Annotated in this window: 12 protein-coding genes; 5 read left to right on the top strand and 7 right to left on the bottom strand. The window is 75.3% G+C overall.

Going from position 1 to position 12,309, the window contains the following annotated elements:
- Together IPL61_17945 and IPL61_17940 are read left to right on the top strand one after the other, a co-directional pair.
- Window positions 1–820, top strand: an 820-nt coding sequence (locus IPL61_17945; GenBank protein MBK9033123.1) for a hypothetical protein, incomplete at its 5' end; no start/stop codon positions are given.
- Window positions 821–822: 2 nt separating this feature from the next.
- The gene (locus IPL61_17940) at window positions 823–2,031 is read left to right on the top strand and encodes an acyl-CoA dehydrogenase family protein (GenBank protein ID MBK9033122.1); all 1,209 of its coding nucleotides are present in this window, start codon (window positions 823–825) and stop codon (window positions 2,029–2,031) included.
- A gap of 13 nt (window positions 2,032–2,044) precedes the next feature.
- Here the strand turns inward: IPL61_17940 and IPL61_17935 are convergent, their stop codons facing one another.
- Window positions 2,045–2,926 carry a hypothetical protein gene (locus IPL61_17935; protein MBK9033121.1) on the bottom strand — a complete coding sequence of 294 codons (882 nt, stop codon included), beginning with the start codon at window positions 2,924–2,926 and terminating at the stop codon, window positions 2,045–2,047.
- Between the two features lie 97 nt (window positions 2,927–3,023).
- On the opposite strand from IPL61_17935, the gene IPL61_17930 reads away from it, so the two are divergent.
- Complete coding sequence (locus IPL61_17930; protein MBK9033120.1) at window positions 3,024–3,767, top strand: class I SAM-dependent methyltransferase; 744 nt, start codon at window positions 3,024–3,026, stop codon at window positions 3,765–3,767.
- Here IPL61_17930 and IPL61_17925 read toward each other — a convergent pair whose 3' ends face one another.
- Both IPL61_17925 and IPL61_17920 read right to left on the bottom strand, forming a co-directional pair.
- The gene (locus tag IPL61_17925) at window positions 3,768–4,760 is read right to left on the bottom strand and encodes a hypothetical protein (protein ID MBK9033119.1); all 993 of its coding nucleotides are present in this window, start codon (window positions 4,758–4,760) and stop codon (window positions 3,768–3,770) included. It lies immediately after the preceding gene.
- A 140-nt stretch (window positions 4,761–4,900) separates the two neighbouring features.
- The gene (locus tag IPL61_17920) at window positions 4,901–6,409 is read right to left on the bottom strand and encodes a hypothetical protein (protein ID MBK9033118.1); all 1,509 of its coding nucleotides are present in this window, start codon (window positions 6,407–6,409) and stop codon (window positions 4,901–4,903) included.
- A gap of 100 nt (window positions 6,410–6,509) precedes the next feature.
- Between IPL61_17920 and IPL61_17915 the strand changes: the two genes are divergently transcribed.
- Complete coding sequence (locus IPL61_17915; protein MBK9033117.1) at window positions 6,510–6,986, top strand: hypothetical protein; 477 nt, start codon at window positions 6,510–6,512, stop codon at window positions 6,984–6,986.
- Between the two features lie 127 nt (window positions 6,987–7,113).
- Here the strand turns inward: IPL61_17915 and IPL61_17910 are convergent, their stop codons facing one another.
- Both IPL61_17910 and rfbD read right to left on the bottom strand, forming a co-directional pair.
- The gene (locus IPL61_17910) at window positions 7,114–8,343 is read right to left on the bottom strand and encodes an FAD-binding oxidoreductase (protein MBK9033116.1); all 1,230 of its coding nucleotides are present in this window, start codon (window positions 8,341–8,343) and stop codon (window positions 7,114–7,116) included.
- Window positions 8,344–8,675: 332 nt separating this feature from the next.
- On the bottom strand, window positions 8,676–9,524 hold the full coding sequence (gene rfbD, locus IPL61_17905; GenBank protein MBK9033115.1) for a dTDP-4-dehydrorhamnose reductase: 849 nt from the start codon (window positions 9,522–9,524) through the stop codon (window positions 8,676–8,678).
- 89 nt (window positions 9,525–9,613) lie between these two features.
- On the opposite strand from rfbD, the gene IPL61_17900 reads away from it, so the two are divergent.
- The gene (locus tag IPL61_17900) at window positions 9,614–10,498 is read left to right on the top strand and encodes a hypothetical protein (protein MBK9033114.1); all 885 of its coding nucleotides are present in this window, start codon (window positions 9,614–9,616) and stop codon (window positions 10,496–10,498) included.
- A 201-nt stretch (window positions 10,499–10,699) separates the two neighbouring features.
- On the opposite strand, the gene rfbC is transcribed toward IPL61_17900, so the two are convergent.
- Window positions 10,700–11,224 (bottom strand): dTDP-4-dehydrorhamnose 3,5-epimerase, encoded by a 525-nt coding sequence (gene rfbC / locus IPL61_17895; GenBank protein MBK9033113.1) that lies wholly within the window; start codon window positions 11,222–11,224, stop codon window positions 10,700–10,702.
- Complete coding sequence (locus IPL61_17890; protein MBK9033112.1) at window positions 11,221–12,309, bottom strand: glycoside hydrolase family 99-like domain-containing protein; 1,089 nt, start codon at window positions 12,307–12,309, stop codon at window positions 11,221–11,223. Before IPL61_17890 ends, rfbC begins: the two co-directional genes overlap by 4 nt.

Raw genomic sequence — 12,309 nt, 5'->3', positions numbered from 1 at the left:
GCTGGCGGTCGGCCGCTGGGGCAGCGACGCCGCCCAGGCCGAGCTGTTCGCCAGCCTCGCCGACGGCGGCCTGGCGACGACCGGCCGCGACGCCCGCGGCACGCTGACGATCGCCGCCGACGGCGACGGCGTGCGCGTGACCGGCAAGGTCGGCCCGCTGCCGGCGCTGGGCCGCGCCAGCCACGTGCTCCTGTGCGCGACGCACGACGGCGCGCCGCTCGTGCTGTTGATCGCCACCGCGGGCCAGCGCGTGGTCGCGCAGGCACCGTCGGCGTGGCGCGCGGCGGCGTGGGGCACGCTGACGCTCGAGGCCGCGCCGGTGCCGGCCAGCCACGTGCTCGCGCGCGGCGGCGACGCGGCGGCGCTGGTGCTGGCCTGGTACCGGACGTCGCTCGCGGCCCGCGCCGCCGGGGTCGCGGTGTCGGCGATGGAGCACGCGCGCCACTACGCCCGCGAGCGCGTCCAGTTCGGCCAGCCGATCGGTCAGTTCGAGGCGCTGATCGGCCTGCGCGACGACGCGGTCACCGCCGCGACCTCGGCCCGGCTGATGGCGCTGCACGCCGCGTGGCTGTGCGATCGCGCCGCCGACGCGCCGTCGATCGCCGCGGCCGCCGACGCCGCCAGCCGCGCGCGCGTGGTCGCCGGCGCCGCGGTCCGCCAGGCCACGATCGACGCCGTCCAGATCTACGGCGGCTACGGCTTCGTCAACGACTACCCGGTCGAGAAGCTCATGCGCGACGCCCGCCCCTACGAGCAGCTCGTCGGCGACGAGCGCTTCGATCGCGTGCTCGCCGACCCCGACCGCACCGGAGGCGCCTGACCATGGACATCTTCCACGACAACGCGATGCTCGCCGGTGTGCGCCAGATGCTGGGCGCGTTCGCGAAGCAGTACATCCGCCCGGTCGCGATGAAGCACGATCGCGACGAGTCGATGCCGTGGGCGCTGATGAAGCAGGCCCAGGCCTTCGGCATGACCCAGACCGCGGTCGTCGACGGGCGCAAGGCCCTGACCGGCAAGGACGACGACGACGGCGCCGGCAAGCCCAAGAGCCAGTCGCGCCTGGGCGTGGTCGGCTCCGAGGAGCTCGCCTACGGCTGCGCCGGCGTGTGCCTGGCGATCGGCGGCAGCGGCCTGGCGGCGTCGCCGGTCGCGCGCATGGGCACCGACGAGCAGAAGCAGGAGTTCCGGCGCCTGCTCAAGGGCGACGACGAGCACGGCCACATCAAGGTCGCGGCGATGGCGCTGTCGGAGCCGTCGACCGGCTCGGACATCTCGGGCCTGGCCACGACCGCGCGCGTCGACGGCGATCACTACGTCATCAACGGCCACAAGCAGTGGATCACCAACGGCCAGTCGGCCGCCGCGTTCGTGGTGTGGGCCCAGACCGATCCCGCGGCCGGCCGCGCCGGCGTGCGCGGCTTCCTGGTCGGGCGCGGCACGCCGGGCCTGATCCCGGGCCGCAAGGAGCACAAGCTCGGCATCCGCGCCTCGGAGACCGCCCAGGTCCACTTCGAGGACTGCCGCGTGCACAAGGACATGATGCTGGGCATCGGCGCGTCGAGCGCCGGCCTCGGCGACACCAAGAAGATGCTCGACTCGACCCGGCCGATGGTCGGGGCCCAGGCGGTCGGCATCGCGCGGGCCGCGTTCGACTACCTGGTCGAGCGGGTCGAGGGCGGCACGATCCACGGCACCGCGCTCAAGCAGCACCAGCACGTCGCGTTCGAGCTGGCCGAGATGGAGATGGAGATCCAGGCGGCGCGGGCGCTGGTCCACAAGGCGGCGTGGATGGCCGACTACGGCCAGGACAACGTGCGCATGGCGTCGATCGCCAAGGCCTACGGCGCCAAGGTCGCGCAGTCGGTGACCGCGCGGGCGCTGACCTTGCTCGGCGAGGAGGCGCTCGAGCCCGACCACCCGGTCGAGAAGTGGTACCGCGACGCGAAGATCTACGACATCTTCGAGGGCACCGGTCAGATCCAGCGCCGCATCATCGCGCGCTCGATCCTGGGCGTGAACCCGACCTGACCGATCCGCGGGCTCACTGCACGCACAGCTCGAGCTGCGACACCGCGACCCCGACCGGCATCGGCCGCAGCGTGACCGCGGTGAGGCTGGGCGCGTCGGTGGGCGCGAGGTACGACGACCAGTCGATCGCGTAGAGCCGGTGGGTGCTGATCGGCACGGTCGGCTGGAACAGGTACTCGCCGTGGAGCTGCGACTGCACGGCCAGGCGCGGCAGGCCGCCGCCGTCGGCGTGGGCCGACAGGTACAGCGTCGCGGTCGTGAAGCTCAGGCCGGCGACGCTGAAGCGCACGCGGAAGTAGTCGGTCGAGCTGTTGAAGACCACGCCGGGACCGAACGAGGCGTAGTTGTGCGGCTCGCCCGACAGCGAGCACGCGGCGTCGGCGAGCGAGTACGCGCAGGCCGCGGCCCAGGCGTCGACGCGGGCGTAGCCGCCCTGGCCGGATGGCCACGACAGGCGCCAGACCGTGCGGCCGGGGCCGTTGCTGCACGGCGGCGCCGATGCGTCGAGCGGCGCGGCGTCGGTGACGGGCGCGTCGGTCGTCGCGGCGTCGATGCTCGCGGCGTCGGTGGTGGGCGCGTCGGTGGTGGGCGCGTCGAGCAGCGCGGCGTCCGGCGCCGTGGCGTCGGTGGGGGGCGCGTCGAGCAGCGCGGCGTCCGGCGTCGTGGCGTCGGTGGTGGGCGCGTCGAGCAGCGCGGCGTCCGCGACCGCATCGGCGACGGGCGCGTCGAGCAACGCCGCGTCCGGCGTCGCGGCGTCGGCGCTGGGCGCGTCGAGCGCCGCGCCATCGACGGTGGTCGCGTCCCCGCCGGCGTCGATCGCGTCGGGGCCGCCGCCGCAGGCCGTCGCCGCGATCAGCAGCCCCGACCGCCACACGCACGCTCGTGGACTCAACATCGGGTGACTATCCGACCGCAGCGCGCACCGAGCAAGCGCCGCACGCCTCCGAGCTGACGTAGGCTGCCGCCATGTCGACCTGGCGCGAGCACCCGCTGTGCGCGTCGACCGTGCCCTGGCCGGCGCGGTTCTGGGGCCCGAGCGCCTCGATCCCGCGGCGTGGCGCCAGCTGGCCGCGCGGCTCGAGCCCGACGACGAGATCGAGCTCCTGTGCGCCAAGCTCGCCGGCGCGACCAGCGTCGTCGACGTCGGCGGCGGCACCGGCCTCCTGACCCAGGCCATCGCCGCGCGGGTCGCGCCGGTGACGATCGTCGAGCCCAGCGCGGAGCAACGCGCGCACGTGCCCGCGGGCCTGCAGGCGATCGCGGGGCGGGCCGAGGCGGTGCCGCTGCCCGACGGCGCCGTGGACGCGGCGATCGCCACCTGGGTCCTGCAGTACTGCGACGAACCCGCGCGGGCGGTCGTCGAGCTGGCGCGGGTGGCCCGCCAGCGCGTCGCGATCGTCCAGGCCGCGCCCGACAACGACCTGGTCGCGATCTACAACGCCGAGGCGGCGGTCGCCGGCGCGCCGCTGGCCCACCACGGCTGGCTGCTGGCGCTCGCGGCCGAGGTGCTGGGGGCCGCCGGGTTCGCGGTCGAGCTGTCGCGGGTGCGCGCGCCGGTGCGGGCGCGGGTCGCCGAGGCGCCAACCGTCGCCGACGAGCTGGCCCGCCTGCACTTCGCCGGGCACCCGCGCTTGGCGGCGATGGCCGCCGCGACCGCGCCGCTGATCGCGGCCCGGATCCGCGGCGACGCGCTGATCGATGACGGCGTGCTCTTGCTCGCGCGCCGCTCGCGCTGATCAGTTGCGGACGCAGTCGAGCGTGAGCTCGATCGGCGGCCCGTGGTCGATCACGTCGAAGTCCTCGACGGTGAGCGCGGCGAGGTCGCGCGGCTCGAGCAGCCCCGTCCACTGCGCGGTGGTGTAGCGGTCGCTCTGCGCGGTCAGCGCGATGTTGCCGCCGTCGGCGTGGTACATGCCGTAGCGCTGCAGCGCGCGGGCGACCACGCGCGCGCCCTCGGACGGGAGCGAGGCGATCGGATAGTCGGCGCGCAGGCGCAGGTGGACGCCGTAGTACGGCAGCTCGCCGGTGCCGCTGGTGTTGGTGCCGTGGGTCGCCGGCCGCACGTAGCCGCGGCGGATGCGGTTGTTGGGCAGGATGAAGCGGATCGCGTGATCGATCTCGCCCGCGGCGACCTCGTCGGCGGTGAACAGCAGCGGCGCGATCGGGAAGCCCGCGGCGTCGGCGCTGGTGCACTGCTCGCCGCGGCCGCTGGGGCCGTAGGTGCGCGAGGTGTCCCAGGCCGCGAGGCAGCCGCCGTCGAACTGGCCGCCGACGATGTTGGCCCGCCACATCTCGTACAGGCGGTGCTCGTCGGGCGCCCACACCAGCAGGTGGCAGTCGCCGTCGCTGGTGCACTCGTAGCCGGCCTCGCCCTCGACGTTGCCGCCGGCCGGCACCGGCACCGGCACCTGATCGCAGTCGGGCTCGAAGAAGTCGCCGGTCGGCGTGAAGTCGCGCTTGGCCGGGCTGGCGCCGTCGACCGCGAGCACGTCGAACGAGAAGTCGATCTGGAACGTGTCGCCGTTGCCCCAGCCGCCCGCGTCGCGCAGCGCGGTGATGATCGCCGACGAGTTCGCGGCCGGGCTCACCGCGGACACGTCCTGGTCCCAGAACGCCCCGGCCGGGAAGTAGGGGCCGCCGCCGCCGATCACGACGCCGCCCCCGCCGTCGTCGCCGCCGCAGCCACCGAGGAGCGCAGTCACCAGCGTGAGCCCGACGATCGTTCGCATCGCGTGATCGTGCCACCGCGGCCGCGTGGACGGAAGCCGGGCGGCGCCCCGCGCCGGGCCGGTCGCCGCCCGGATCGGCAGGGCGGCGCCCCGCGCCGGGCCGGTCGCCACCCGGATCGACAGTTAGTTCATCAAACGAATCATTTATTAGCGCTTGATGGCCACAGATGCCGTTTTGGTTTGACATGCTCCAATTCGATCGCATATCCCCAGGCCCATGCTCCAGCGCGCCACCATCCTGACCACCGCGACCGTGCTGGCCGGGCGCGAGCGGCGTCGCCGAAGGTGGTGGGGGGGGGGGGCGCGTCGCCGAAGGTGTGACCGCCGTTGCCGTGGCCGGGTCGCGCGGTGTCCCAGATCCACGTCGGGTCGATCGACGTGGCGCCGTCGACCGCGGTGCTGCGCCAGCCGACCAGCGCGAGGTCGTAGTCGTCGCGGCCCCGGGCGATGGTGAAGCGGGGCAGGCGCTGCGCGCTGTCGAGGACCGCGGTCAGGGTCGGGACGCTGCCGTTGTGGAAGTACGGCGCGGTCGCCCAGACGCCGTCGAGCGGCGGCGCGACGTAGCCGTCGCCGGGCTCGAGCCGCGCCAGCTCGCCGTAGAAGGAGCTGTTGAACCAGGCCACGAACGGGGTCGCGAACTGACCGACGTGGCTGGCCACCGCGGGGTCGGTGCCGACCTCGGCGACGCTGACGACGCGGGTCGCGTAGACACCGTCGGGGCCGTAGGTGCCGTGGCAGCGCGCGCAGCGGTCCTCGAACACGACGCGGCCGCGCGCGGCCTCGGCGGCGTCGACCGGCGCCGGGAAGCGCGGCGCCTCGAGGCTGGTCACGAACGCGCGGATGTCGGGGAACCAGGCGTCGATCGCGCGGGCGGTCGCGACGTCGTCGACGCACAGCACCGACGCGGTCATCATGATGCGGGCCTGATCGCCGCGCCCGGCGCCGGTGTGGAACATGGCCGTCTTCCGCTTGAGCAGCCACCACGCCGGCACGTCCACGGGCGTCGGCGCGTCGGGCATCGGCAGGCGTGGCTCGTCGGACCAGGCCAGTGTTTTCGGGTCGCGGTGCGCGAACAGCGCGGCCGCGATGTGGTCGGCGGGGTTGGCGCCGACGGTCGTCGTGCGCATCGCGGGCGCGATGAGCGCAAAGCGGCCGTAGAGCTTGTTCCACTCGGCGCGGTCCGCGGGATCGGTGATGAGCATGCCGGCGAGGCCGAGGCCGCTGGTGTCGCCGGTGAAGTTCGCGCGGGGATCGCCGAGGCCGACCACCAGCTCGCCGCGCAGGTACGCGGCGTGGCAGGCCAGACAGCTGGGCGTGACCAGCGCGCGGCCGCCAGCGCCGGTGACCTCGTTCATCGCGTACGGCAGGTCGGCGCCGGCGCCGGTGCGGCCCGGCAGGCGCAGCCACGCAGGCGTCGCCCCGGCGAAGCGATCGAACAGCGCGCGCGGGACGCCGCAGCCGACGTAGTTGGCGCTGGTCAGCTGGGTCCAGCCGCGGGCCGCGTCGCCGGTGCGCTGCGGCTCGGGCGCGATCACCGTGCCGGGGCCGTCGTCGACCGCGGGCGGCGGCGGCGCGACCACCGGCGGCGGCGCGGAGCCGCGGTGACAGGCGACCGCGACGGCGATGAAGATCAGGAGCGGGCGCGGCACGCCATCGTTCATCCCGCGCGCCGCCCCGCGCCGCAAGCGGATGTGACCGCGGCCGCGTTCGTTCCGGTCCGCTCGCCGCTGGTTCCGGTACGCTCGCCGCATGTGGTTCCTGTTCCACGGCAAGACCCGGACCCAGGCGGTCGCGGGCGGGCGCACGTTCGATGAGCGCTGCCCCGCGTGCGACGTCCACGCCCGCTTCCACGAGGTCGCCGTGACCACCTCGGCCGGGGCGTTCTTCGTCGACGTCGCCGCCGCCACCGATCAAGCGTTCCGGTGCGGCGCCTGCGGCGAGGTCTTCGACCTCCGCGACCGTGACGACGCCGCCGCCGCGCCGCCGCCCACGCCGCGCACCGGCGCGTCCGTCTCCCGGCCCGCGCCGCCCAGGTCGCGCACCGTCCCGCAGCCCGCGCCGCTGCCCACCTCGCGCACCGGCACGCCCATCCCGCGGCCGGCGCCGCCGCGCGACCTCCTCGCCAGCCTCCAGGCCGAGGCCGCGCAGCGCGACGCCGCCGCCGCGCAGCGCGACGCCGCCATCGACGCCGAGCTCGCCGCCCTCAAGCGCAAGCTCGGCAAGTAGCGCCCGCGACGCTGCGCCGGGTCCACCCGCCCCGCGCGCTCCGGTGCCGGCTCAGCGCGACGGACGCGCCGCGAAGTCGCGGAGCGCCGCCGCCGGGCCAAGAAAGCAACCCCGGAGAGGTGCAGGGTCAGATCAGCAGGCTCTCCTTGACGAGCTGGCCCTCGGCGAAGCGGGTGGGCCGGAGCGGCGTGCAGTCGACGGTCTCGAAGCGGCGCGCGGTGGCGAGCTCGGCGGCGGCGCGGCCGGCGGCCCAGGACTGCATGGCGCCGCGGCCGGTGAAGCCGAACGCCTCGATGACGCGATCGTGGCCGGGCGCGAAGCCGATGATGCCGCACAGGTCGGGCGTGTACTCGTACAGCCCGCTCCAGCCGGACCGGTGGCGCATGCGCGCGCACCCGGACATGCGCGCGGCCAGGGCCGGCCAGATGCGCTCCTCGAACCACTCGGCGCCGTCGTAGTTGAACGTGTACTCGGACGGCTCCGCCGGATCGGCCCACCCGGCGAGGATGTGCGTCGACTCGCGATGGAAGTACACGCCGCTGGGATCGACGAACATCCCGTACGGGCGCAGGTCGACCTCGGGCGCGTGCGCGATCGCGATCTGGCGCCGCACCGGCCGCACCGGCACCGCGTGCCCGTACAGCGGCGCGACCCGCCGGGCCCAGGCGCCGGTGCAGTTGATCACGACGTCGCCGACGTAGTTCACCACCGCCGCGTCGTCGGGCGGCATCGCGTCACACAGGATCGCCTTGATCGCGGCGTCGCCGGCCGGCGAGAACTCCTGGAACTTCAGCACGCGCACCAGGACCTTGTCGGGATCGAGGTCGACCGCCGCGACGTACGCGTAGTTGTCGAGCCGCAGCCCGCCGCCACACAGCCGCCGCGCCTCCTGCCGGTACAGCTCCTTGACCAGGTTCGGGTTCAGCAGGCCGTCGCGCGGCGAGAACGTCGCTCCGGCGACGCCGTCGAGCGTGTCGAGGTGCGGGCAGTGCGCGGTGATCTGGTCGGGCGTCAGCGCGCGCACGCCCAGGCCGTGGCGCTGGTTCTGCCACGCCATCGCCTCGAGCGCGGCCGGCCAGTGCGCCTCGTCGTACATCCACAGGTAGCCCTTCTGATCGAAGCCGATCTCGTCCTTGACGCTCTCGAAGAACTCGATCGACGGCAGCGCCAGGGCCACGTTCATCTCCGAGCGCCAGGTCGCGCGCACGCCACCGGCGTTGAGCTCGGAGCTCGAGTAGCGCCCGCCGAGATCGACGTCGAGCACGGCGATCGACGTCACGCCGCGCTGGGCCAGGTGCATGGCGGTGGCCGACCCGAGCAGGCCTCCGCCGAGGATGATCACGTCGAAGCGCTCCACGCACACATCCTACGCGAGCCACGCCCGCGCCCGCCATCACGCGCAGCGTCAGCGGCGATGGTCGCGATCTCGCCCCCCGCCAGCGGGACCGACGTCACCCGACGCGGCGTGGCGCTCAAGCTGGCGTCGGCCGGCGACGCCGCCGCCAGCGCCCGGGTCCGCGACGAGGGCCCGGCGCTGGCCCCGCGGTCCGCCCCAGGCGCGCGCGCAGCGAGGATCGACGCACCACGGTCCCACCGAGCGCGCCATTGGCACCGCCGGTCCGCACCGCGACGCGCCGGCGCAAGCTCGCTCCCGCGACCTGACCGCCGCCGTGCCTCGATGGGCCGCCCCTACTCCGCGCTGGCCCGGGCCCGCAGCGCGGCCACTGCGCGCGCCAGGCCGGGGCGCCACGACGGCACGGGCACGCTCAGCGCCTCGACCCGCGCGGTGTCGAGCACCGCCGCCACCGGTCGGGGCGCCTGCGCCGGCCACGCCGCGGCGGCGATCGGCTCGACGGTCGCGTCCGCGCCGAGCGCCTCGACGATCGCACACGCCAGGCCGTGCCAGGTGGTCACCCCGGCGCCGGCGTAGTGGTAGACGCCGGCCGGCGCGTCGAGCAGCGCCACGAGCGCCGGCGCGAGGTCGTCGACGCAGGTCGGCCGACCGTGGCGATCGGCGATGGCGCGGATCGGCGCCGTCGCGACCGCGGCCCGCACGATCGCCGGCACGAAGCCCCAGCCGTCGGGCGCGAACAACCACGAGGTCCGCACGACCGTGCCCCCGGCCGCCAGCACCGCCCGCTCGCCCGCGGCCTTGCTGGCCCCGTAGACGTTCACCGGCGCCACGGGATCGTCCTCGCGGTACGGCCGCCCGGCGCGACCGTCGAACACGTGATCAGTCGACACGTGTACCAGCCGCACGCCGCGCGCCGCGCACGCGCGCGCCAGCAGCCCGGCGCCGGTCGCGTTGACCGCGAACGCCGCCAGGCGGTCGACCTCGGCGCGATCGACCGCGGTGTAGGCCGCCGCGTTCACCACCGCGGTCGGGGCGTAGGCGTCGAGCGCCGCCGCGATCTCGTCGGGATCGGTGACGTCGAGGGCCGCTCGGTCGAGCCCGACCATCGGCCGCCCGACCGCCGCGCCGGACCGCATCAGCGCGCGCCCGAGCTGCCCGCTGCCACCGACGATGACGATCGTCACGCCGCTCGCGTACCACGGCGGCGATCGCCGGGTCGAGTAGCGCCGCGGCCGTGGCCGCGCGTTACAGTCGGAGCCGTCTGCGAGGCCCCATGCTGAAGCGCCTGTCCGCACTCGTCACCGTGACCGTCACCGCCTGCGCCGCCCCCGCGCCGTCGCGCCCCCGCGCCGCGACCGCGACCACCGCGACCACCGCGACCACCGCGACCACCGCGGCCACCACGACCACCACGACCGACGCCGGCACGCCGGACGCCAACACGCTCGACGACGGCGCGGCGACCACCACCACCACCACCACCACCACCACCACCACCGCCGCCACGACCGGCGCCCCCCTGCGGGTCGAGCCGCTCACCGCCGACGGCGGCGTCGTGCCGTGGACCTGGCTCGATCGCTTCGAGGGCATCTGCGGCTACCGCCAGGTCACCCACGTCGAGGGCATCGACGTCAAGACCGGGCAGGCGCGCTGGTCGGCGCCGGCCTGGCGCGAGGTGATCGGCCAGCTCGCCGACGGTGACCTGGTCGTGACCAGCGGCAGCGCCGTGGCGGTCCTGCGCCGCGCCGACGGCGCCGTCCGTTATCAGTGCGCGCCGCCGCCCGAGAGCGCCGGCGACCGCGTCGACTGGCGCCAGGACGACTTCGGCCTCCACGGCTCGGCGTTCTTCCTGGAGGCGCCGTCGGGCATCGACCGCGACCCGGGCGAGCGGCGGCCTGGGCCGACGCCGTTCACCGTCACGCTCGCCGCCGATGGCTGCACGGCGCGCGCGGTCGGCGGCAGCCAGCTCGTCCGCCCGGGCCTGACCCCGCCCCCGGCCAGCTATCGCGCCGCGGGCTGGACCGTCCGCGTCGACCCGCCCGGTGCGGCCGCGCCGACGATGAACGGGCCGCGCGAGCTGGTCGGCGAGTCCGGCGGCCGCGTGCGCTGGCGCCGCGCCCTCACGACGCCGTTCCCGGGCCCGTGCAACCTGCCGTGACCGCCCGGCACGTGGTCCTCGAAGCTTGACGGCATCTTCGGTCAGGCACCGTGCCCTGGCGTGCCGTCTCAGGTGGTCTCAGGTAGGGGTCCAGTCGGGGCGTGCCCCTAGATCTACCGACCCGGCCCTGGCCAGGCCGCCGAGCGCGGCGCGCCCGACGCCCGCGTGGACCAGGCGACCAGGCGCGCGACCCTCTGGGCCTCAGCGCGCGCGCCACGCCGGCGCCGCGCGATCGCGCGCCGACACGATCGCCGGGGCGATCGGCCACGGGATCGCCAGCGTCGGATCGTCCCAGCGGATCGCGCCCTCGTCGGCGGCCGCGTACGGCGCGGTGAGCTGGTACAGCACCACGGCCTCGTCGGTCGCCGCCTGGAAGCCGTGGGCACACCCGGGCGGAATCCACAGCGACCGCGGCGCCGCCGCCGTCAGCTCGAGCGCGACCCAGCGGCCGAGCGTCGGCTCGTCGGGCCGCAGATCGACCGCGACGTCGTAGATCGCCCCGTGGACGACGGTGATCAGCTTGCCCTGAGGCATCGCGCGCTGGAAGTGCAGCCCGCGCACCACGCCGCGCCGCGACGCCGACAGGTTCTCCTGCACGAACGGCGGCACGCCGAGCGCGGCGAGGTGCTCGACCCGGTGCAGCTCGGTCAACCAGCCGCGCTCGTCGGCGTGGACCGCGCGCTCGAGCACGAGCACGCCGGCGAGCGCGGTGGGCTCGACCTTCACGCGCGCCCGTCCCGCACCGCCTCGATCCACCCGGTGCCGAACCGGGTGTCGGGCTCGAGGTAGTGACCCTCGCTCCACTCGTTGAGCGACGCCACGAACACCAGCTGCGCGTCGGCCGGGCGCCCGGTGCGTCGCGCGTACGCCGCCGCCCGCGCCACCGCCGCGCGGAACCGCTCGGGGTGCTCGCCGACGACGACCGGCGCCCACGGGTACTTGTCGGGCCGCGCCGGCCCGAAGTCGGCGCCCCGCGGCGACGCGTCCCAGCCGGGCGTCACCGCCGGGTGGTACGGCAGCGCGGCCCGGGCGGCGATCGTCGGCCACTCGGCGGCGCGGATCGCCACCCGCGCGTCGTAGTCCTGCAGGAACTCGCCCTTCCAGTCGGGCAGGAACACGTAGTTGGTGACCGCGTCGAACCCGATGCCCGCGACCGCGCCGATGACCTCGGCGCTGGGCTCGATCGCGGTCAGGTACATCGGCGGCAGCCCGGCGCCGGCGAGCATGGCCCGGGCCCGCGCGATCGCCAGGCGCGCGCCGTCGACGCCCAGCTCCTTGACGAAGTGGGTCGCGTCGAAGATCGAGAAGTACGCGCGCCCGTCGACGCGCACGTAGTTGGCGCGCACGAAGTAGCGCTCGGCGACGTAGCGCACGAACGCGACGAAGTCGTCGACGTCGGCCGGCACCAGCCGATCGGCCTCGATCACCGGCGTGTCGGTGCGCCGCACCGGCAGCACCCGCCGCGGCATCCGGTTGGCCCACATCAGCGCGAACGGGTAGGCGCCGCCCGACGGTGCGCCCAGGAACCCCAGGTCGAGCGCGTCCTGGAACACCCGCTTGCCGCGGCACCAGAAGAAGCCGTAGACCCAGCCGTCGACGCCGTGGTCGCGGCACAGCGTGATCCGCCGCTCGACCGCGACCGGATCGCGATCGTCGTAGCGCCCCCACAGCGGCAGCCGCGGCTGGACGTGGCCCTCGAACCGCGGCGCCGAGTCGTAGACCAGGTCCCACTCGGTGAAGCCGGGGTAGAACGACCGATCGCGCTCGGGGATCGGGTGCCAGCCCGGATAGACGTAGGCGAGGACGCGCAC

It is taken from the genome of Myxococcales bacterium (assembly GCA_016717005.1).
In the GTDB taxonomy this organism is placed as follows: domain Bacteria; phylum Myxococcota_A; class Polyangia; order Haliangiales; family Haliangiaceae; genus UBA2376.
Note: the sequence above shows the minus strand (reverse complement) of the source record. Positions and strands in the feature narration are given on the sequence as shown.

Excerpts from the sequence above, each read along its gene's own strand:
- IPL61_17940 (MBK9033122.1), top strand. The coding sequence starts at position 823 with ATGGACATCTTCCACGACAACGCGATGCTCGCCGGTGTGCGCCAGATG.
- IPL61_17935 (MBK9033121.1), bottom strand. The coding sequence starts at position 2,926 with ATGTTGAGTCCACGAGCGTGCGTGTGGCGGTCGGGGCTGCTGATCGCG.
- IPL61_17925 (MBK9033119.1), bottom strand. The coding sequence starts at position 4,760 with ATGCGAACGATCGTCGGGCTCACGCTGGTGACTGCGCTCCTCGGTGGC.
- IPL61_17915 (MBK9033117.1), top strand. The coding sequence starts at position 6,510 with ATGTGGTTCCTGTTCCACGGCAAGACCCGGACCCAGGCGGTCGCGGGC.
- IPL61_17900 (MBK9033114.1), top strand. The coding sequence starts at position 9,614 with ATGCTGAAGCGCCTGTCCGCACTCGTCACCGTGACCGTCACCGCCTGC.